Origin of the sequence: Cronobacter sp. HA18003 (assembly GCF_011605905.1) — a bacterium.
Lineage (GTDB): Bacteria > Pseudomonadota > Gammaproteobacteria > Enterobacterales > Enterobacteriaceae > Cronobacter > Cronobacter sakazakii.
Genome location: NZ_JAANQO010000011.1, coordinates 680,495 through 699,269, shown reverse-complemented (window position 1 = coordinate 699,269; position 18,775 = coordinate 680,495). Strand labels below are relative to the sequence as shown.

General features: G+C 49.9%; 22 protein-coding genes and 1 pseudogene. 7 read left to right on the top strand and 16 right to left on the bottom strand.

Annotated features, from left to right (window positions below):
- Positions 1-460: 460 nt before the first annotated feature.
- The 6 genes from G6041_RS04335 to G6041_RS04310 form a co-directional block, all read right to left on the bottom strand.
- Entirely contained in the window at positions 461-1,120 is a 660-nt protein-coding gene (locus G6041_RS04335; RefSeq protein ID WP_012124602.1) for a DUF3226 domain-containing protein, read from the bottom strand.
- Positions 1,120-2,229 carry an AAA family ATPase gene (locus G6041_RS04330; protein ID WP_012124601.1) on the bottom strand — a complete coding sequence of 370 codons (1,110 nt, stop codon included), beginning with the start codon at positions 2,227-2,229 and terminating at the stop codon, positions 1,120-1,122. The genes G6041_RS04335 and G6041_RS04330 overlap by 1 nt, the downstream gene beginning before the upstream one ends.
- A gap of 260 nt (positions 2,230-2,489) precedes the next feature.
- Positions 2,490-3,236 (bottom strand): replication protein P, encoded by a 747-nt coding sequence (locus tag G6041_RS04325; RefSeq protein ID WP_012124600.1) that lies wholly within the window; start codon positions 3,234-3,236, stop codon positions 2,490-2,492.
- Positions 3,233-4,090, bottom strand: a complete 858-nt coding sequence (locus tag G6041_RS04320) for a helix-turn-helix domain-containing protein (protein WP_012124599.1) — start codon at positions 4,088-4,090, stop codon at positions 3,233-3,235. The genes G6041_RS04325 and G6041_RS04320 overlap by 4 nt, the downstream gene beginning before the upstream one ends.
- Before the next feature lie 90 nt (positions 4,091-4,180).
- On the bottom strand, positions 4,181-4,525 hold the full coding sequence (locus tag G6041_RS04315; protein WP_012124598.1) for a CII family transcriptional regulator: 345 nt from the start codon (positions 4,523-4,525) through the stop codon (positions 4,181-4,183).
- Between the two features lie 56 nt (positions 4,526-4,581).
- Positions 4,582-4,803: a transcriptional regulator gene (locus tag G6041_RS04310; protein ID WP_071818046.1), complete on the bottom strand. Its 222-nt coding sequence runs from the start codon at positions 4,801-4,803 to the stop codon at positions 4,582-4,584.
- A gap of 109 nt (positions 4,804-4,912) precedes the next feature.
- On the opposite strand from G6041_RS04310, the gene G6041_RS04305 reads away from it, so the two are divergent.
- From G6041_RS04305 to G6041_RS04285, 6 genes are all read left to right on the top strand, one after another.
- The gene (locus tag G6041_RS04305; RefSeq protein WP_012124597.1) at positions 4,913-5,518 is read left to right on the top strand and encodes a helix-turn-helix domain-containing protein; all 606 of its coding nucleotides are present in this window, start codon (positions 4,913-4,915) and stop codon (positions 5,516-5,518) included.
- Between the two features lie 399 nt (positions 5,519-5,917).
- Positions 5,918-6,124, top strand: a complete 207-nt coding sequence (locus tag G6041_RS21365) for a cell division protein FtsZ (protein WP_071818003.1) — start codon at positions 5,918-5,920, stop codon at positions 6,122-6,124.
- A gap of 86 nt (positions 6,125-6,210) precedes the next feature.
- Positions 6,211-6,501, top strand: coding sequence for a host-nuclease inhibitor Gam family protein (locus tag G6041_RS04300; RefSeq protein WP_038862657.1), 291 nt, complete (start codon positions 6,211-6,213; stop codon positions 6,499-6,501).
- A gap of 1 nt (position 6,502) precedes the next feature.
- Positions 6,503-7,603, top strand: coding sequence for an AAA family ATPase (locus tag G6041_RS04295; protein ID WP_012124595.1), 1,101 nt, complete (start codon positions 6,503-6,505; stop codon positions 7,601-7,603).
- 80 nt (positions 7,604-7,683) lie between these two features.
- A complete protein-coding gene (gene xisR, locus G6041_RS04290; protein WP_015386639.1) occupies positions 7,684-7,935 on the top strand; it encodes an excisionase family protein in 252 nt (83 codons plus the stop codon).
- 25 nt (positions 7,936-7,960) lie between these two features.
- On the top strand, positions 7,961-9,244 hold the full coding sequence (locus tag G6041_RS04285; RefSeq protein ID WP_012124593.1) for a tyrosine-type recombinase/integrase: 1,284 nt from the start codon (positions 7,961-7,963) through the stop codon (positions 9,242-9,244).
- A 29-nt stretch (positions 9,245-9,273) separates the two neighbouring features.
- Here the strand turns inward: G6041_RS04285 and G6041_RS04280 are convergent.
- From G6041_RS04280 to pspA, 10 genes and pseudogenes are all read right to left on the bottom strand, one after another.
- A pseudogene (locus G6041_RS04280) lies at positions 9,274-9,912 on the bottom strand (sugar phosphate isomerase/epimerase family protein); the annotation flags it as partial.
- Between the two features lie 18 nt (positions 9,913-9,930).
- Positions 9,931-10,980, bottom strand: a complete 1,050-nt coding sequence (locus tag G6041_RS04275; protein ID WP_012124591.1) for a zinc-dependent alcohol dehydrogenase — start codon at positions 10,978-10,980, stop codon at positions 9,931-9,933.
- Positions 10,981-11,005: 25 nt separating this feature from the next.
- Positions 11,006-11,848: a carbohydrate ABC transporter permease gene (locus G6041_RS04270; protein ID WP_012124590.1), complete on the bottom strand. Its 843-nt coding sequence runs from the start codon at positions 11,846-11,848 to the stop codon at positions 11,006-11,008.
- Positions 11,835-12,716, bottom strand: coding sequence for a carbohydrate ABC transporter permease (locus G6041_RS04265; protein WP_041460486.1), 882 nt, complete (start codon positions 12,714-12,716; stop codon positions 11,835-11,837). Before G6041_RS04265 ends, G6041_RS04270 begins: the two co-directional genes overlap by 14 nt.
- Before the next feature lie 23 nt (positions 12,717-12,739).
- Positions 12,740-14,032 (bottom strand): ABC transporter substrate-binding protein, encoded by a 1,293-nt coding sequence (locus G6041_RS04260; RefSeq protein ID WP_007901555.1) that lies wholly within the window; start codon positions 14,030-14,032, stop codon positions 12,740-12,742.
- Between the two features lie 11 nt (positions 14,033-14,043).
- On the bottom strand, positions 14,044-15,759 hold the full coding sequence (locus G6041_RS04255) for an alpha-amylase family glycosyl hydrolase (RefSeq protein WP_166491629.1): 1,716 nt from the start codon (positions 15,757-15,759) through the stop codon (positions 14,044-14,046).
- A 174-nt stretch (positions 15,760-15,933) separates the two neighbouring features.
- A complete protein-coding gene (gene pspD / locus G6041_RS04250; protein WP_012124587.1) occupies positions 15,934-16,173 on the bottom strand; it encodes a phage shock protein PspD in 240 nt (79 codons plus the stop codon).
- Positions 16,174-16,218: 45 nt separating this feature from the next.
- On the bottom strand, positions 16,219-16,575 hold the full coding sequence (gene pspC / locus G6041_RS04245; protein WP_004385365.1) for an envelope stress response membrane protein PspC: 357 nt from the start codon (positions 16,573-16,575) through the stop codon (positions 16,219-16,221).
- On the bottom strand, positions 16,575-16,799 hold the full coding sequence (gene pspB, locus G6041_RS04240) for an envelope stress response membrane protein PspB (RefSeq protein ID WP_004385364.1): 225 nt from the start codon (positions 16,797-16,799) through the stop codon (positions 16,575-16,577). Before pspB ends, pspC begins: the two co-directional genes overlap by 1 nt.
- 65 nt (positions 16,800-16,864) lie before the next feature.
- Positions 16,865-17,536, bottom strand: coding sequence for a phage shock protein PspA (gene pspA / locus G6041_RS04235; RefSeq protein WP_007782094.1), 672 nt, complete (start codon positions 17,534-17,536; stop codon positions 16,865-16,867).
- A 152-nt stretch (positions 17,537-17,688) separates the two neighbouring features.
- On the opposite strand from pspA, the gene pspF reads away from it, so the two are divergent.
- Positions 17,689-18,690, top strand: a complete 1,002-nt coding sequence (gene pspF, locus G6041_RS04230; RefSeq protein ID WP_162618436.1) for a phage shock protein operon transcriptional activator — start codon at positions 17,689-17,691, stop codon at positions 18,688-18,690.
- The last annotated feature ends 85 nt before the right edge of the window (positions 18,691-18,775 follow it).

Sequence of the window (18,775 nt, the reverse complement as noted above, 5' to 3'; positions counted from 1 at the left end):
CCATGATGGTAGAAAAATTATGTTAGAAATGCATATTATTATGCATTGATGTTTCAGCGAAAACGCAAGGCGTAAGTCTCATTTAACTTACAGGTCGCGGAACCTATAACTGACGAAAACTAAACCACAAATATCAAGCAGTAAAAATAGCCACGATAATAAAGATCGATAGAAATGAATGATGATAAGCTATCCAAAGTTATAGATCGTAAAGTTATTATTTAGGATCCAACTAATAAAGCTGACCATCTCAATAGCTTCACTGCAATCATTTGAAGATTAGGTACTCGTACTTATCAATAAACAATTATGCAATCCTACGATGAATTACAATCATTGACAGAATAATACAATTATTGATTTGCTCTTATAAACACTAAACTCTCCTAAGACAAGATTAAAATAGCCCCCTTGTGGTAACGTTATAATATAATGGGGCGGGGGGGGCTCCCCCCAACCATTACATTAAAGATATAAAACGTTTTATTTCATCAAAGCAATCATGATTAAAGTCGATATATTTTCTTTGTGCCGAGATACCTAAACGGGTATCAGATTCTTTCATACTTGAAAAATAAATTTGTATTTTGGCTTTGGATGGTTTTCTCGGGAATGTAAAATCCGAGCTTTCATTTTTAGGTTTTGTGGTATTCTCTAAGCCGTTCAAATAATCATCGACAAGGGCGCATACTTGGTTTCCTTTAATAGCATCCAAAACTAAATCTTCAAGCTCACCACTTTTATTCTTTCCAGGAAAAACAAAAACACCTATCTTTAATGCATCTGTCTCTTTAAACTCATTATGGTCCACTTTACAAAATGAGAACAATCTCCTTAAAGTTGAATTAATGGACTCAATTGCCGCCCCATGATTCATATCTGCGTCTCTAGTCACAGCGAAAGATGAAACATTTTCTATAAAACCTTCTGTTTTGGATATCATTGAAAGGAATTCATTAAGCTTAGCCTTACCCTCATATGGTATTATTTGAATAGTTTTATGATATTCATCACCCATAAATTGTAAGAGGGAATCGAAAAAAACCAATTCATCTCGACCTTCAACAAAGAGTATTTTTTCTTTTTCAATTACTTTATTAATATGAATTGCATCAGCCATTAACGGATCTCCCAATTCTCTTCCGTAGAGGCTTTAACTTCATCCACGGAGAAGGTAGAAGATATTGTTTTACTTTTCCTCTCAGAATAACCAATCCTAGTAAAAGTAATATCATTTTCAGTCAATTCGTTTGACTTTGCCATATCACCAATTGTCTTAATAACATCATAGCTATGCGTAGTGATAAAAATTTGGTTATTATTTTCGTTACAAAGCTCAACCAAGGTTTTAATTATTCTTGGCATTAATGAATAATGTATTCCGTTTTCTATTTCATCAATTAAAATAATCCCATTCTTCGTGAAGAAAGAAATGGCAAAAATTGTCAATAGCTTACTAACACCTTCGCCCAAAGTGGAGAGGTCAACCAGTCTCTTATGTCCAATATCTACTAGTATCTCAGGCTGCTCATTAGACATAACCAATGCTATATCCGTTATATTCTTATTAATTAAAGAAATGTTTTTGAGCAACCTTTCTTTGTCTTTTCTTTTAATGAGTTCACCAATAACACTAATTGTGTTAGCCTGATTTATTTTATTGGAAGTAGTGATAAAGGTGGTTGGCTCATTTATATAGTTAGTGGCATGGCGTGTTAACTTCGACGTGATTTGCGAACCATTAATACTTTGTTCTGCATGTAGTATCAAATCTAACCGTTTAGGGTCAGTAGAATCCTTCAATCTGATATTCAACACAAAGTTACTATCAGCTGAAGTTAAAGACATTTTATTTTTATCAAACGCGTCGCTTGAAATTACATTTATATTCTCAGTTGCTCTGTTCTTTCGGCTCTCAACCTCTAAAGTCGCTTCATATTTCCTGCCTTTGTCATTACCAAATTCAATAAATATCTTTTTGGAGGCGTCATATGCATTAAAATAAGAATACCACAAATCGCTCTCATTTAAGTTTGGCACTCCTCCTCTAAAAGCAATTGGTTTGAGCAAGCAATCAGGTGACACTATATCATTAGTAATGAATATAGCATCTAATATTGAGGTTTTGCCTCTACCATTCTTACCGGCTATTATATTTACTTTTTTTAAATTGTGTAACTCAATGTCATCTAAACCCTTGAAGTTCTTAATATGTAAAAACTTAATCAATTTTACGTCCTCTAATCGTCAAATGCTTATTGAAACCTCATTCAACTACCCAAAATCCTTGTTTTCGAAAGCTTTCACCCAATCAAAGTAAAGCTTGGGCTAGCTAGTATACGTATTAAACACTTTGCTGAACAAGGGATTAAGATAAAAATCATGAGGTTTAGAAATATTTTCTAAGCTATACCTCACGTGACCAAACTATAATGCACTTTACCTTTTACGACTTTGCTAACAAAAAAAATAATAAATTCAAATAATTACTAGATAATAGCCTGCTTTTTAACCTGCTCTTTTCGGTGGAGTAAACCAAACTTAACACGCAGTTCAGCTAATTTGGCTAGCCCTTCTTCCCTTGAAAGGGGTTTACCACTCGTGTTACTACGAATCAATGTGCGTGGCTTAGGAATTTTTTCACCAGATTTTATGCGGTTAGCCATTTTTTTAATCTCATAGCCAGCTTGATTAGCAAGTTCTGTTTCCGACCAACAATAGGTGCGCATGCCATTATACAGCGCTGTTACCATCCAATAATATGAATAGTGCTTCCATGGATAGTGCTCCGGCGATTCATAATAACCACGGCGTGCGCAGTATACGTGTACCATCTCTACAAGCTCATCCACAGATGGGAGCAAAGCTTGGATCGCTCCCCCTTCCTTACACCATTGTATAAATTGTCCCGGAGAGGGCCAGAAGGGCGAAAGGCTGGCACGGGCCTTTTTCATTCCTGCGCTCAATTGTTCCCTTGAGGTAATGCCATTCTCAGCGAATGCCATAATCCATTGCTGTTTGGCCACCGCCTCGTCGGTATCGGTGCGCAGGTTCGTCGCAGCGGACGCCGGGAATACTTGCTTGAGCTGCCGAAACAAAGAATCAACCAGACGCTCAGCCTCGGTATTCACTACGCTCTTTGCGGTGCGCTCTTGGGCAGGTTGGTATTTGCTAGCAAGCCGGGCCAGTGTTTGGCTGTCTCGGTGTGCAATAGCCTGAATTAGTTGTTCACTCATAGTACGTCCTCCCACGCTTCAGGGCTATTCCAGTGCGGCGTATGCTGCTGCGTTATAGCAAGGCGATAGCGAATTGGCCGCGTCATCTGAGCAGTCAGCGTCGGCCATTTCTCGCGAAGCTTGGCCGGGCACAAAATGTTTGTTTGCCAGAAATGATCGGTGTTCGCCCAACTGAATACCTGCCAAATTTCAGCATGTGTCACGTTTAGGGCTATGCGCATCAAACGAATATCATTGGCCCATGCCGCCCAGTTAGGTTTGCGTGCGGCAGGGGTAACCTCCTGCACTTTGCCGAATATTAATTCAGCGGTTCGCAGGTCATCAACGGTTCCCCACTTGTCGCCTTTTGGTGAACGAATAGCCGCATGGGATCTAATTGGTACAATCAAATCCTTGTGTTTTTTAACGGCGCCAGAGGACGCGGTGGCGTTCTCTGACGTAATAGGTTCATTGACTGGTTCTATAAAGTGACTGGTTCTGAGTGAACCAGATTCACTACCCTCTGGTGAAAGAGATTCACTAGGTAGTGAACCAGATTCACTGCCCCTTAGTGAATTTCGTTCACTACCTGCCGGTGATTTCGCTGGGTTATCCAGCTTCAAAATATATAGATTGCTCGAATTGCCTTTGGGGCCTATACGTGCCTCTTTTTCAACCAAGCCAGCTTCACAAAGCGCAGCTATATGGTTCATTACCGAGCGCTTAGTGATTTCGCATTGATCAGCAATATGCTGGTATGAAGGCCAGCACTCGCCTTTATCGCTTGCATTATCCGCCAGCTTGATTAGCACCAGCTTACGCAGCGGGTTACCGACAGTGATTTTCATAGCCTTAGCCATCAATTCCATACTCATGGTGCGCCACCTGCAAGAAACGCTATGAATCCGTACTTTTGATTGAGATGTTGATAGTCAAAATTTGCTTTGTCATAATCATCACGCAAATTACATGCCCATGTGTTTGCGTTCAGAAGCCCCGGCACTGTTAGCGCAGTACGGGGTTTCGCCTTTTAAATGCTCCAGCATTGAGATAAGCGCTTTCGCCACCTCTGCCGTTTGCTCGCCTTTAATAATCACCGTCTCTTCGCGGTTATCGAAACCTATAACAGCCAGCAATTTGGCGGCTCGCTCCACAAAGCAATTTTTTCCTGTTTGCATGCGGCTGATCTGCGAGTGATGAACACCCATCCCTTTCGCAACTTGGGTAACCCCAAGAGCGGCGATGCAGCTCCTGATACGGGTTTCAATTTGCAGAGTCTTACTCGTTGTGCGTTTCTGTGTGGTTCTCATGGTTAATACTTCCTACTATTACTTCTGATTGTTGGTAGACCCGCGCAAGATGAAGCTTAATTTTCTGAATGTGGAAAAAGCATTGGTAGATCGGGGCGTATTTGGTAAGGCTTGATTACGCCCCCGGTAGCTTTAACAACTGCGATGACGCGTTCCGGCGACACCTTCTTCTTGTTGTTTAGCCAACGGCAAACGCTAACTTGTGACACTCCTACCTGTTCAGCTAATTTGGCTTGTGAACCGGCAATCTCTATGGCTTTTGCAATATACTCGTTCATTTTCAACACCCAAGAGTTTTGGTGATGAGATGAATAATACTCATGGTTATAGACTCAGTCAATCCCATAGTTATTTGACTAGTTAAACCCGCGGTTATAGTTTGGGAATATGAAAACGACACTCTCTCAAAGGCTTGAAATTGCAATGACGGCAGGCGGCTTTAGCCAAGCTTCGCTTGCTGAGGCAGCAGGTGTATCCCAGCCTACAGTTTGGAAAATTGTTTCTGGTAGAACTCAGAGTTCAGCGAAGATTGTTGATCTTGCTAAAGCTTTAGGCGTACGGCCAGAGTGGCTGGCGCATGGAGTTGGGAGCATGAAGTCCGAGCAGGTCGAAACAAGCAATGCCAGTTCTATTGTTTACGAAGGAACTATAGCGCTCCCGCTTTATGATGAAAGCGAAAAACAAATAGGACTAACTGTTGTCCCAGATGCTATTAATCATGAAAAATCAAGAGCATACAAGTTAAACTATGAAACCGGATTCCCCGAATTACCCCAAGGCTGCACCATTGTTGTAGATTCTGAGGAAACTCCGGTTAATAACGATTTTGTTTACGCAAAGATAAACGGCAAATCTTCGGCATACAGATATCTCACCCGCGGGCCGCAAAACTATCTGGACGTCGGAGACTCGCGACTCGGGCTTGTTCCTATAGACGAACGTGTGGAGATACTGGGAGTTATTGTCTTTATGGCCCGATCTTTCCGTAGATAAATTCCCCATTCCAAAGCCCAGCAATGCTTGTTTGCCAGGACGACCTTTTTGTAAACTCCCGGCGCGGTGCGCAACATTGCATTAGGCATGCCCCTCTCCTCTTTCTATGATTTCACAACCCAAATGACTGTATATCTATACAGTCATTTTAAATTAAATCACTCTCTGCCGATGGTCAAGTTCGGTCGGTTAACGATTTTGACTGAAATTAATTATTTGGCGATACCCTGTTCTATTCCTAAAACACTCCCAGCAAAACTTTTAAGTTATAATAATTATACCTTTGAGACTTGAAATTTAAAACTCAAGGGTATATCATCTATCTCGTCAGTAACAGCACGGCGCAGTGATTACTTAGCAAAACGTTCCGCCAGCCGGGCGTTAACGGCAAGGGAGAAGATGGTTAATCAACACTACGGCACTATGCCGTTAATCAGGCAATGTCTTGCACCTGGAATGATGGCGCTCCGCGATGGTTGCGCTTACCGAGTCTCAGCGATCCGTGGTAAACACGTTTACCTTCACTCGATGCGCGAGCAAATCCGCATTACTGATCGCGTAGTCGAAGTTTTTCTTGATGGGTTCGGTAATCCGCTAACCCACTGACCCACCCTTTCTGACATTAATCAAACCCTCGTAATTGGTGGCTAACAAGGCACCGGGGATTTTTACGCCCTTTTACAGGAGGAATCGTGAACGCGTATTTCATGCATGACCGTATCGAAGAGCGCGCATGGCAAGACCACTACATACAAATAGCTCGTGAAGAGGAAGAAGCGGAGCTGGCCGACTTATACGATCGCCAGATCAAGTTTCATCACCTTCACGCTCTACTCAGCAACACCCAGGCGGATAAAGCCGCCCTTACTGCAACCTTCGATGATGTGGATTTTCAGGAAAAGGCAGCCGAGTTCCTGCGGTATGCCGCCGAAACGCTCGCGGCCAAACAGACTGCAATTAACATGGATTTGAGGAGAGGATGAGATGGCCCTTTTCCAACGAGCCACTAATACACAGGCTTTCCTTAAAGCCGGAATCATGGGTTTTGCCGGAGACGGCAAAACTTACACTGCCAGCGAACTGGCGATCGGCCTGGTCCTGTTGATGCGCCAGCGTGGACTTGAAATGGGTGATAAGCCGGTAATGTTCCTTGATACCGAAACCGGCTCTGACTGGGTAAAACCCCGCTTCGATGCTGAGAACATTGAGCTTTATACAGCTAAAACGCGCGCATTTGTGCATCTGCTTGCCGCTGTTAATGAAGCGGAACAAAGCGGCTCAGTGCTCATCATCGACTCCATCAGCCATTTCTGGACGTGCTTGTGTGATGAGTACGCAACCCGCCGCAAACGTAAGCGTGGCCTTGAATTCTCGGACTGGTCGTGGCTGAAACAGGAATGGCGGCGTTTTACCGACCGTTTCGTTAACAGCCAGGCGCATATCATCATGTGTGGCCGCGCAGGCTATGAGTACGACTTTTTCGAAGGTGACGACGGCAAGCGCCAGTTAGAGAAAACCGGCATCAAGATGAAGGCCGAAACCGAGACGGGTTACGAGCCTTCAATACTGATTCAGATGGAAAAGCAAATGGATCTTGAGTCCGGGCAGGTATGGCGCACCGCGCGCATTCTTAAGGACCGCTCTACTCGCATTGACGGCCAGACATTCGCGAACCCGACGTTTAAACACTTTCTGCCGCACATTGAATTCCTTAACCTGGGCGGAACACATTTAGGCGTGGATACCTCTCGCGATAATGGCGAGCTGTTTGCCGATGATGGTTTGCCGACATGGCAAAAAGAGAAACGCGCGAGAGAGATCGCCCTCGATGAGATTGTCGAGCTGCTGAAAAAACATCATGGCGGCACCAGTAACGACGCTAAACGCGCTAAAGCCGACCTTCTGGAACAGGTGTTCTGCTCTCGCTCCTGGGAGCGAATTAAAGGCATGGACTGGCCGACCATCAAAGCAGCCCGCTCAGCTCTATGGCTTCAACTTGAAGGGGCTCCTTACGAATTCCCAGCCCCTTCTGGCGCGGAGAAAAGCGAACCAGATGCGGCTTACGATGAAGTGATCCCACAGTAATAACCGGGCCCACGCCCCGCTTTTTAGTAGTGAATTAAATTTTGTATTTTGATAGCGGCTTTCGGGCCGAGGAGGATTTCATGAGTGAAGTAGTGATGATTGTATCCCCTGGGAAATGGGTTGCGGAAGAACAGCTTATTGCGCTTAAAGGGTTCAAAAGAGGAACGTTGAAAAGAGCAAGGGAACAAAGCTTTCTTGAAGGCAAAGAGTACATACATGTCGCGCCTGATGGTCAGCCCTGGGATAACAGCCCCTGCTTTTATAACCTGGAAGAGATAGATCGTTGGATTGAACGGCAGGCGATGGCAAAGCCGCGCCGTTATATAGCTTAAGTGAACTTAGTAAAAAGGAGACGTAATGATTGAGTACCCAACCGGTGTCGAAAACCACGGTGGGAAGCTTCGCATCTGGTTTATCTACAAAGGAGTAAGAGTCAGGGAAAACTTGGGAGTCCCTGACTCCCCTAAGAATCGTAAAAAAGCGGGCGAGCTTCGCAATGCGATTTGCTATGCCATCAAAACGGGCACGTTTGATTATGCCGCACAGTTCCCAGACTCACGTCACTTGGCACGCTTTGGCGTTGCTAAACCCGACATCGATTTCGCTACTATTAGTGAGAAATGGCTCTCGTTAAAGGAAATCGATGTTTGCAAGAATACGTACGTACGTTATGCAGCTGCAATCAAGAACGTTATGCCATATATCGGCGCCGATACTCTTATCGCATCAATAAACCAAGAGTTTTTATTGTCGCTACGTAGAGAATTGCTACTCGGTTTTCAACGTCCTAAACATTGGCATACGGAACCAATTAAAGGCCGCACCGCATCGACTGTAAATTACTATATGCTTGTGATAAATGGGATATTGGAGTTCGCCAGCCATAACGACTATATACCTGTAAATCCCATGCGAAACATAACCTCGTTAAAAAGAGCCAAATCAGAACCGGACCCATTAACTAAAGATGAATTTGAGCGACTTATCGCAGCTTGCGACAATCGCCAGCTTAAAAATCTCTGGAGTCTGGCTGTATTCACCGGCATGAGACATGGTGAAATATGTGCCTTAGCTTGGGAAGATGTAGATCTCAAGGCTGGTACTATCTCTGTCACAAGGAATTACACTGCCGCCCGTAACTTTACTCCTCCTAAAACTGACGCCGGAACAGACAGGAAAATAGTGCTGATTGATGCAGCTATTGCTGTCTTACGAGATCAAGCGGAACTTACAAGACTTGGTAAGCAGCATGATATCAGTGTCGCTCTACGCGAATACGGTAAAAAGCGACTGGATAAGTGCACGTTCGTCTTCAGCCCTGCCGTGTACACTAAAAACCCTCATTGTGGGATTAACTACGCCACAGGCTCACTGAACCAAAGCTGGGCCTCGGCTATGCGGCGTGCGGGAATTCGTCACAGAAAAGCTTATCAGTCCAGACATACTTATGCTTGCTGGGCTCTTTCTGCAGGAGCTAACCCTAACTTTATCGCCGGGCAAATGGGTCACGCTAACGCGAGGATGGTGTATCAAGTTTACGGTAAATGGATGTCTGAAAACGACGCGGATCAGTTGTCTATCCTGAACAAAAGCATAACTGTAAATGCCCCGACCATGCCCCATAGTAAAACCGCTTATTAAAAATCCCTTTATTAATCAATATCCTTTCCCTTATAGCTGATCATCTCGGCGATGTGAACGTGCCCTAAGAGATCGCGGTTATCGTGGAACGCCTTGCAGAGGTTATCTTCCTCGATATTCATGTGATAAAAATCGCCGATGATTTTGACATGCTTCAGGCCGCCCTCGACGATATAGCGTCGGGCGTCGGCGAGCGTGTTGATCATGTGATCCTGGTAGCGGTTGAGCGGCTCAAGGAAAACCGTGGTGCCGGTACGCGCCGCCACCTCGTCGAGATAGCGCAGCGAATCGCTGACCGCTTTTCTGTCGCCCGCCAGGCTTCGCGGCGATTTCATCGGCGGCAGACGAAAAGTGAACATGCCCCAGGCCGCAGGCACCACAATCCCTTTGCCGCCGACTTCCGCCAGCGCCTCCAGAATGCGGGTGATCTGTGAAAGCCCGTTCAGGCGGCGCTCCTCGATAAAGTCGCCGATCCATCCGTCGTAACCACCGCAGGCGCTCGTCACCGGCAGGCCGGTCTCCTGAATCGCGGCTTTAACCTCCGCAAGATTGTCCACCAGCAGCTTGCCGTCGATTTCATAGCCGTCAAAGCCCATCGCTTTGATATAACGAAATTTCTCCAGAATGTTTTCCGGGAAAAATGCCTGATTCTGCGTTGCGATTTTCATTGTTGTTTCATCCGTGAATTAAAAAGTGACGCCCATTTTGATGCTCAGTTCCGGGTGCTGATCGACATACTTCATGTAGCTCTCCGCGCTCTGGGCGAAAGGCACGACCGGGTCAATCAGATCTTCGCAGTTGAGATAGCCGTTCATCAGCAGCTCCCAGCAGGTCTCTTCGATACGCTTGCGGCTCCAGCGCGGATAGTCCGGGTTCGGCTCGCTACAGGCGCGGGAGAAGACAATTTTCGCGTTGTTAAAATGCGCTTCGCGCCCGAAGTTAAGGCTGGTAAACGGCTTAGCGAATGCGACATACGAGATGGTGCCGCCGTAGGCGATACCGCGCAGCGCGGCCTGCAGAGCATCGGCGTTGCCGCTGGTTTCGATGATGACGTCCGCGCCCTGTTTGCCGGTGAGCTTTTTGATTTCAAGCCCGATGTCCGCGCCAATGGGGTTAAAGGTATAATCCGCGCCGTGACGCCGGGCAATCGCACAGCGGTGCTCAATAGGATCGACGCCAATCACTACCGACGCGCCCGCTTTTTTCGCCAGCTGTACGGCTATCTGCCCGATGGCACCAAGCCCTACCACGACCACGAAATCGCCGACGCGCACATTGCCGTCGCGCACGCCGCTCATGGCGAACTGCGCCGGGTCATAGCAGACTGCGTTTTTCCAGCTACTGCCCTGCGGCATTTTGCGAAGCTTATAGTTATCCACGGCGTTAACGATGACGGTTTCCATCAGCGGGCCATAGGTGCAGACCAGGTCGCCCAGGGCGTATTCGGTGACGCGTGCGCCGCGCTCGATAATCTCGCCCACCACCATATTGCCGAGCTGGAATTTGCCGAACTCAATGCCACGCGGTGCGCCTTCCGGGCGCGGCGTGAAGAGCTGCCATTCGCTGGAAAATTCTTCATCGATAAACGGACTGGCCGCGCGAAAATCCACCACTTCGGTGCCGTGTTTCGGCGCGCCGAAGCGCACGCGGATTTTCACTTCGTTATCCGCGACTGCACGGTCCTGATATTCCACCAGCGCCGCCACACGCGGTGCCTGAGCCACTAATTTTTTCATTACTTTCTCCCTGAAAATGACCCGGTCAGCCCTTCACGCCGCCGTCGGTCAACCCACTTTTTATGAAACGTTCGGAAAGCGCGTACATCACCACCACCGGCAACGCTGTCACCAGTGACGCGGCCATCATGCGTCCCCAGATGTAGTCCGGCGTGCTAAAGAGCGTGTTAAGCCCGACAGGCAGCGTGAAGTTCGACGCGCTGGAAAGGAAAATCGAGGCGAAGAGGTAATCGTTCCACGCCACCATAAAGCAGTAGACGAACACCGAGACCAGGCCGGAAACCGCCAGTGGTACGGTGATGCGAAAGATGATTTGCAGACGGTTTAAGCCATCCATCATCGCCGCCTCTTCGATTTCATCAGGAATGGTGTCGAAGTAGCTTTTCAGCATGAACACAGCGGTCGGCAGCGTCTGCGTCACCATCGTCACGATAATGGCGAGCTGTGTGTCATAGATGCCAAGCGCGGTGATGATTTTGAAGAGCGGCACCACCAGCAGAATGCCGGAGAACATATAGACCGTGTAAAAACTGGCATTGATGGTCATCCGCCCCTTGAAGCGCAGCTTTGACAGCGCATAGGCACCGAGAATGCCGATAAACACCGCGACGCCAGATGACACCATCGACACCACCAGGCTGTTGCGAAAATAGGTGACGAACGGAAAGATCAGCGGATTGAAAATGTCGACATAGTGCTCCAGCGTCCAGTGCTGCGGGAACAGCGTCGGGTGCAGCGAAATCGCCTCTTTCGGGCTTTTGAACGAGGTCATCAGCATCACAAAGAAAGGCAGCAGCGTTGCAATCAGGAACAGCGCCAGCCCGAAGTAAAACCCCGCGCGCCGTGCAAAACGTTTATTTATTGTCATGGAGATTCACCCGCTTTCTGGTAATCAGGATCACTGCGAAAATAATGATGAACAGCACGACGGAAATCGCTGCCGCTTTACCGAGGTCGTTGAACGCAAAGGCGGTTTTGTAGAGATATACGCCCAGGATATCGACTTTGGTCGTCAGCAAATAAACGTCCGCGAACATGTAGAACATCCAGATAGTGCGCAGCGTCACGACGGTCGCCAGTACCGGCATGATGGCGGGCAGCGTCACGATGCGAAACCGCTGCCAGGCGCTTGCGCCGTCCATCTCCGCCGCCTCGTAGAGCGATTTGTCGATGGTCTGCAAAATCGCCAGAAACGAGATGAAGGCGTAGGGGAAGTAGCGCCAGATGGCGAACAGCACCACCAGTGCGAAGCTGCTGGACGGGTTGTCGAACCACAGCGGAGCCTGGTCGTAGAGATGCAGCAGATCGCCCGCAATCCAGTTCACGACGCCATAGCCGTTGTTGAACATATATTTCCACGCAAATATCAGTGAAATGGACGGCGTGACGTAAGAGAGGATCACCAGCGAGCGCGCGGTTTTGCGAAAGCGAAACTCGCGGTTAAAGAAAATCGCGACGGACAACCCAAGCGCGGTACTGCCCGCCACCACCAGCGCCGTGTACCAGCAGGTCATCCACAGCGAGTGCCAGAAGCCCGGATCGCTGAGGATTTTGAGGTAGTTCTCAAGCCCGATGAACTGCGACGGCAGGCGCGGGTTGAGCGGCAGGCGTAAAAAACTGATTTCGATATTCGACAGCATCGGCCAGGCTACCAGGCCGCCCAGCAACAGCAGGCTGGGGGCCAGGAGCAGCATGGCGAATGGCATATCAGAACCACCTGAAGTTAACTTCTTCATGAGAGCCATTTCCTGCGTCGGGGTTACGGTCTGGCGACCAGTTCATCGAGACGTTTTTGCCCGTCAACCAGCGCCGCTTCCGGCGACTTGCCGCCAACCGTGACGCTGTTGACCATTTCGTTAATGACGCCGGATCCCGTCACATCGCCCATACGGGTGAAGTTTTTGTCGCCAACCGAGCCGAAGACCTGCACGTTAGGGAATTGCGCGATGAGTTCGCGGGTGAGCCCGCCGAACGCTTTAATGACCGGGTTTTGCTGATAGGTAGGCGTCTCTACCACGGTTTTGTTGACCGGCAACGCCGCGCCCGGCGACATCAGCACCCAGTCGGCGGCGTTTTCCGCCTGCTCCATAAAGACCACGAATTTCTTCGCGGCTTCGGTTTCCTCTTCACGCTGCCCGGCGGTGATGGTGAGTGAAGTCAGCATTCCGTAGGCGGCGGCAGATTTTTTGGTCGGCACGACAAAGCCGAGATCCTGCGGGTCGCCCTCTTTAAACACCGCAGGCAGGATGTAGGTGGAGTAGATAGCCATGGGCGCGGTGCCGTTCATAAAGGCGTCTTTGATTTCCATGACGTCGTTCGAGCCAGGCATGGAGAGCGCCGCGAGCTCGCGGTAGAACTCCAGCGCCTCACGCATTTCAGGCGTGTTAAGCGTAATGTTGCCGCTGGCGTCAAACGCGTTCGCGCCGTTGGAGAGCGCAAACTGCGAGAACGCCTGTTCGGTCATGACGCTCTCGGCGGTGGGCAGTGCGATGCCGTATTTTTTATCGGACGGTTTATTCAAAAGCGTTGCGGCGTTCAGCAGTGACTGCCAGTCCTGCGGTTCGCTGATGCCCACTTCCGCCAGACGCGATTTGTGATACCAGACGCCGCCAAGCCAGGCGCTGATGGGCACACCGGTCCAGGCCGTGCCGTCCTCAGTGCGCACAATGCGCAGCACGCCGTCAAAGAACTGATTTTCGCCGACCTGCGCCACCGCGGCTTTGATGGCCTCGCGATCGAGCAGTTGCTCTTTGTCCATCACTTTGGCGTAGTCGTGGCTAATCTCAATGACTTCTGGCAGCGCGCCAGAGCGGGCAAGCGTGGTGACTTTGGTGTTGTACGCGTCTTCTTCGACCGGCACCTGTTTCACCGTGATCCCCGGGTTCGCCTTTTCGAAGCGCTCGATAAGGCGCGTAATTACCGCCTGGCGCTCCTGTTCCACCGACGAATGCATAAATTCGATGGCAACATTTTCCTTTTTCTTATCGTCACAGCCTGACATCAGGGCGCAGGCAACCAGTGCTGAAATCAGCACAATATTATTGTTTCGCATATTCAGTCCTTTCAGGCTTTGCTAAGCCACATTGCTTTCCATGGGGCAAGAATCAGCGAGTCACTATTTATCGTCGCGCCGGTAATTAATTCACGACAGCCGCGGGCGTCATAATCAATAACCTGCGCGGTATCGCTAAGATTAAAGAGGGCAATGACCGTCGCGCCATTATCTGCAACGCGCATAATTTCCAGCACTGCATCATTAATACAGCGAGCGGCAAAGGCGCTGTCGGGATGAAACGATGCGTGCTGGCGGCGAAGCGAAATAAGCTCGCCGAGTTGCTTCCACGTTTCGTGGCGTAAATTCCCTTCGGCCTGTAGCGCCACGTTCATTTCCGCCTCGGTATATTTTTGACGATTAATAGCGCGGTTATAGCCAAGCAGTTCAACGCCCTCTTCATCATTGCGCGAGCCGAGAATACTTTGAATATAAATCGCCGGAACGCCGGGGAAGGTTAATAACAGCGCGTGCGCCAGCAAAAAACGCGCAAGGCGCGTCGCGTCGCTGTCATTCTGTAAACTAAGGGCATCCATATACGTGACGTTAATTTCATACGGGCTGCGCGTGCCATCCGGGTTATTTTTCCAGTTGACCCGCGCGCCTTGCGCCTGAAGGTCTTCCACCAGGCGTAAAATCGCGTCTTCGGGAAGAATGCCGCGCAGCGGATTAAGCCCGATGCCGTCATGCGACGCCAGGAAATTAAACCAGGTGGTTTCACCGATACGCGCGTCACTTAACCCCTGCGCCCACTCGCAGAGCGTGCGGGCATTTTGGGTATGAATAGCATGCAGCAGCAGCGGCGGCAGCGGGAACTGGTACACCATCTGCGCCTCATCAAACCCATTACCCAGATACGCGATATTGTCTTTATGCGGTACGTTAGTTTCGGTGATGATCACAGTGCCCGGAGCCACCACATCGGCGATCGCGCGGAACAGCTTCACTAACAGATGTGTTTTTTCCAGATGGATACAGCTCGTTCCAGGTGTTTTCCACATAAAGCCGACGGCGTCGAGGCGGACATATTGCGCCCCTTCGCGCAGATAATGCAAAAGGACATCCACCATCGCCAGCAGAACAACCGGGCTGGCGAAATTGAGGTCAATCTGATCTTCGCTGAAGGTGGTCCACAGGTGACGTACCCGGCCGTTTTGCATCGTAAACGGTGTTAATAACGGCAACGCGCGCGGTCGGGTGACGGCGGATAAATCCGTCGCCGGGTCAACGGCAATAAAGAAATCTTCATAGCCCGGTTTTTGCGCGAGATAATCTGCAAACCATTCACTCTGGGCGGAAATATGGTTGCAGACGAAGTCAAACATCAGCCGCGCCTGGGTATTAAGCCTCGCGATATCGCCCCAGTCGCCGCACTGTGGGTCGACGCGGTGGTAATCCACCACCGAAAATCCGTCGTCAGACGACCAGGGATAAAACGGCAAAAGATGAATATGAGAAAAATACGGTTTTAACCACTTTTCAAAAAAGCGCTGAAAAGTCGCGAGGCGTTTTTCACCGGGCGCGCTGAACTGATCGGCATAGGTAATTAATACCACATCGGTTTCATCCCAGCCTTTTTTACGTGGCACTGTAATGGCTTTACGCGTTTCTGAAATATGTTTTTCGAGTGTTTCGTAATGCGAAGTAGTAAATCCATCGCCATAAATTCGCGCGATCAGATTTTTAATCGCGTCGAGATTTATCGTGAAAGGGGTTATATTTTCCATTATTGATATTTCCATGGTAGCGGTCCCACGAAGAAAGGCTACCCCTGGTAAATAGAGGTGTCAACGCGCGTAAATTTGGCTTTTAGGAATTAAACCCGGTTTCCGGAAATCAGTGTGAGTAATTGTGAAGTAGCGCAAAAAACGCCTGAAAAAGAAAAGCCCGAGAGGCTCGGGCTATTTGCGTGAAGGTTTATTGATATAACGCGCCGAGACGCGTTTCGCGAGCCGGTTTAATAAGGGCTCAAGCGCAAACGCCAGCGCGATTTTAAGCGGCTTACGGGCAACGGATTTCACCGCCCATCCGGCAAACCCTGCCGGGCCGTAACGCAGCGCGGTCATCAGCGCCAGTTTACCGGCGATTTTAAGCCCTGGCTTCGCACGGCGGGAGACACGTTGCCAACGGGTGGAATTCATAACGGCTCCTTTATTAACCAAGGGCACAGCCCCCTGATAGCCTCATTATAGCTGGCGGAAACGGCTTCGCAGCGAGAAGGCATCCGATGTCACGTAACGCTCCATTGCCCGCAAACGCTGCTCGCCTGCGGCAAGTTCGGCATCCACCGCATTCAGCAAGTCGCTGCTGGTGGGCGCTGCCTCCCCTTCCTGCGTCTCATCGAGCGGGTCGAGCGCGAAGGTCAGCACGATATAGGCAACAATAGTGATAAAAAACAGCCCGAAGAGCATCGACAGCACGGTTATCAGCCGCACCAGTTTGACCGGCACGTCCAGATAGTGCGCGATACCCGCACAAACGCCCTTCACCATACCTTCGCGGGGAAGGCGTCCCAGCTTTTTGCCGCTAAACGTACGCGTCATTATTGGTTTCTCCAGTTCGGGTGCTCGGCATCAAGAATTTGTTCCAGCGCGTGGATGCGTTCGCGCATGCGCTGCGCCTCTTCATTAAGCTGTGCCAGGCGCTGCTGCTCGCTCTGAGAGAGCGCATCGCGCCCGGAGCGGTTGCTGTAGTGAAGCCAGAGCCAGACCGGCAACACAAACAGCACAAACAGCGTTAACGGTATAGCCAGAAACAGTGCACTCATGGGTTCTCCTTACGGGTCAATAATGCGACGGCACGTGCCGCCGCGCTCCTTGTCAATGCGGGCGATTATTCGCCGTCGCGCTGCTGCACTTTCGCTTTCAGCGCTGCCAGCTGCACGCTGATGTCATCATCAGCTTTCAGTTCGGCAAACTGCTGGTCCAGCGATTTCTGCTTACCAAAACCGTGGCTTTCCGCTTCGGCTTCCATCTGATCGATGCGGCGCTCGAACGATTCGAAACGCGCCATCGCTTCATCGATTTTGCCGCTGTCGAGCTGACGGCGCACATCACGGGAGGAAGACGCCGCCTGGTGGCGCAGAGTCAATGCCTGCTGACGCGCGCGGGTTTCGCTGAGTTTATTCTCAAGCTCGCCGATTTCCTGTTTCATACGCGCCAGCGTTTCATCAAGCTGAGACGCTTCTTCTTCCAGCACACGAATAATGTCGGTCAGTTTCTGTTTTTCAATCAGCGCGGCGCGGGCCAGATCGTCTTTATCTTTACGCAGCGCCAGCTCGGCTTTCTCCTGCCATTCGGCCTGCTGCGCGTTAGCCTGTTCGATGCGGCGCGCGATCTGTTTCTTTTCCGCCAGCGCGCGGGCGGAGGTTGAACGCACTTCCACCAGCGTATCTTCCATTTCCTGAATCATCAGGCGGACCAGTTTTTGTGGATCTTCAGCCTTCTCCAGCAGGGCGTTGATGTTGGCGTTCACGATGTCGGCAAAACGAGAAAAAATACCCATAATTTCATCCTCTACATGGTAAGACGGGCTAAGCCCTTGCTGTAGAGCTTAATACAAACTCCGTGCCACTTTTTTAACCCTTTGATTATAAAGCATAGTCAAAATTTCACCGTTACGCCCTTCCAGGCTAGAGTAGTGATATACGCTACTAAGTGGTGAATTTCATCATGACTGAATACAAAGATAACCTGATTGGCGAAGCGAACCGGTTTCTTGAGGTGCTGGAACAGGTCTCAAGGCTCGCGCCGCTTGATAAACCGGTGCTGATTATTGGCGAACGCGGTACCGGCAAAGAGCTTATCGCACATCGTCTTCACTACCTGTCGCGCCGCTGGCAGGGGCCATTTATCTCGCTGAACTGCGCGGCGCTGAATGAAAACCTGCTGGATACCGAGCTTTTCGGCCACGAGGCCGGGGCGTTTACCGGCGCGCAGAAGCGCCACCCGGGCCGCTTTGAGCGCGCCGACGGCGGCACGCTGTTTCTGGATGAACTCGCCACCGCGCCGATGCTGGTGCAGGAAAAACTGTTAAGAGTCATCGAGTATGGCGAGCTGGAGCGCGTCGGCGGCAGTCAGCCGTTGCAGGTGAACGTGCGGCTAATCTGTGCGACCAACGCCGATTTGCCGCGTCTGGTGGAAGAGGAGAAATTCCGCGCCGACCTGCTCGACCGTCTCGCCTTTGACGTCGTGTTGCTCCCTGCCCTTCGCGAGCGCGACAGCGATATTATGCTGCTGGCGGAGCAGTTCGCCATCCAGATGTGCCGCGAGCTGGGCCTGCCGCTCTTTCCGGGCTTTACCGAACGCGCGCGAGAAACCCTGCTCGGCTATCGCTGGCCAGGCAACATTCGCGAGCTGAAAAACGTGGTGGAGCGCTCCGTCTATCGTCACGCCAGCAGCGATGAGCCGGTGGATAACATTATTCTCGATCCGTTTCGCCGCGAACCGGCGGAGATAGCGCCGGTGACGACACCCAATGCATCGACCAGCGGCCCGTCGCTGCCGCTGAACCTGCGCAAATGGCAGCATGATGAAGAAAAACGGCTGCTGGAGGCGAGCCTGCAGGCGGCGAAATATAACCAGAAACAGGCCGCTGAATTGCTCGGTTTAACCTACCATCAGCTGCGGGCGCTGCTGAAAAAACATGAAATTCGCTAAACACGACTACTTTTAACCCAAACGCCCGCAGAGTTTTTTACGCAGGCCGCGTAAGTGCGATACACTTTGCCTGGTGACGAAAACA

Bases quoted from the DNA above. Each gene is read 5' to 3' on its own strand.
- G6041_RS04295 (WP_012124595.1), top strand. From the start codon at position 6,503: ATGGCCCTTTTCCAACGAGCCACTAATACACAGGCTTTCCTTAAAGCC.
- G6041_RS04285 (WP_012124593.1), top strand. From the start codon at position 7,961: ATGATTGAGTACCCAACCGGTGTCGAAAACCACGGTGGGAAGCTTCGC.
- G6041_RS04315 (WP_012124598.1), bottom strand. From the start codon at position 4,525: ATGAGAACCACACAGAAACGCACAACGAGTAAGACTCTGCAAATTGAA.
- G6041_RS04270 (WP_012124590.1), bottom strand. From the start codon at position 11,848: ATGACAATAAATAAACGTTTTGCACGGCGCGCGGGGTTTTACTTCGGG.
- pspB (WP_004385364.1), bottom strand. From the start codon at position 16,799: ATGAGTGCACTGTTTCTGGCTATACCGTTAACGCTGTTTGTGCTGTTT.
- G6041_RS04320 (WP_012124599.1), bottom strand. From the start codon at position 4,090: ATGAGTATGGAATTGATGGCTAAGGCTATGAAAATCACTGTCGGTAAC.
- G6041_RS04260 (WP_007901555.1), bottom strand. From the start codon at position 14,032: ATGCGAAACAATAATATTGTGCTGATTTCAGCACTGGTTGCCTGCGCC.
- G6041_RS04255 (WP_166491629.1), bottom strand. From the start codon at position 15,759: ATGGAAAATATAACCCCTTTCACGATAAATCTCGACGCGATTAAAAAT.
- G6041_RS04310 (WP_071818046.1), bottom strand. From the start codon at position 4,803: ATGAACGAGTATATTGCAAAAGCCATAGAGATTGCCGGTTCACAAGCC.
- G6041_RS04305 (WP_012124597.1), top strand. From the start codon at position 4,913: ATGAAAACGACACTCTCTCAAAGGCTTGAAATTGCAATGACGGCAGGC.
- pspD (WP_012124587.1), bottom strand. From the start codon at position 16,173: ATGAATTCCACCCGTTGGCAACGTGTCTCCCGCCGTGCGAAGCCAGGG.
- pspC (WP_004385365.1), bottom strand. From the start codon at position 16,575: ATGACGCGTACGTTTAGCGGCAAAAAGCTGGGACGCCTTCCCCGCGAA.
- G6041_RS04335 (WP_012124602.1), bottom strand. From the start codon at position 1,120: ATGGCTGATGCAATTCATATTAATAAAGTAATTGAAAAAGAAAAAATA.
- G6041_RS04325 (WP_012124600.1), bottom strand. From the start codon at position 3,236: ATGAGTGAACAACTAATTCAGGCTATTGCACACCGAGACAGCCAAACA.
- G6041_RS21365 (WP_071818003.1), top strand. From the start codon at position 5,918: ATGGTTAATCAACACTACGGCACTATGCCGTTAATCAGGCAATGTCTT.
- G6041_RS04275 (WP_012124591.1), bottom strand. From the start codon at position 10,980: ATGAAAAAATTAGTGGCTCAGGCACCGCGTGTGGCGGCGCTGGTGGAA.
- pspA (WP_007782094.1), bottom strand. From the start codon at position 17,536: ATGGGTATTTTTTCTCGTTTTGCCGACATCGTGAACGCCAACATCAAC.
- xisR (WP_015386639.1), top strand. From the start codon at position 7,684: ATGAGTGAAGTAGTGATGATTGTATCCCCTGGGAAATGGGTTGCGGAA.
- G6041_RS04265 (WP_041460486.1), bottom strand. From the start codon at position 12,716: ATGAAGAAGTTAACTTCAGGTGGTTCTGATATGCCATTCGCCATGCTG.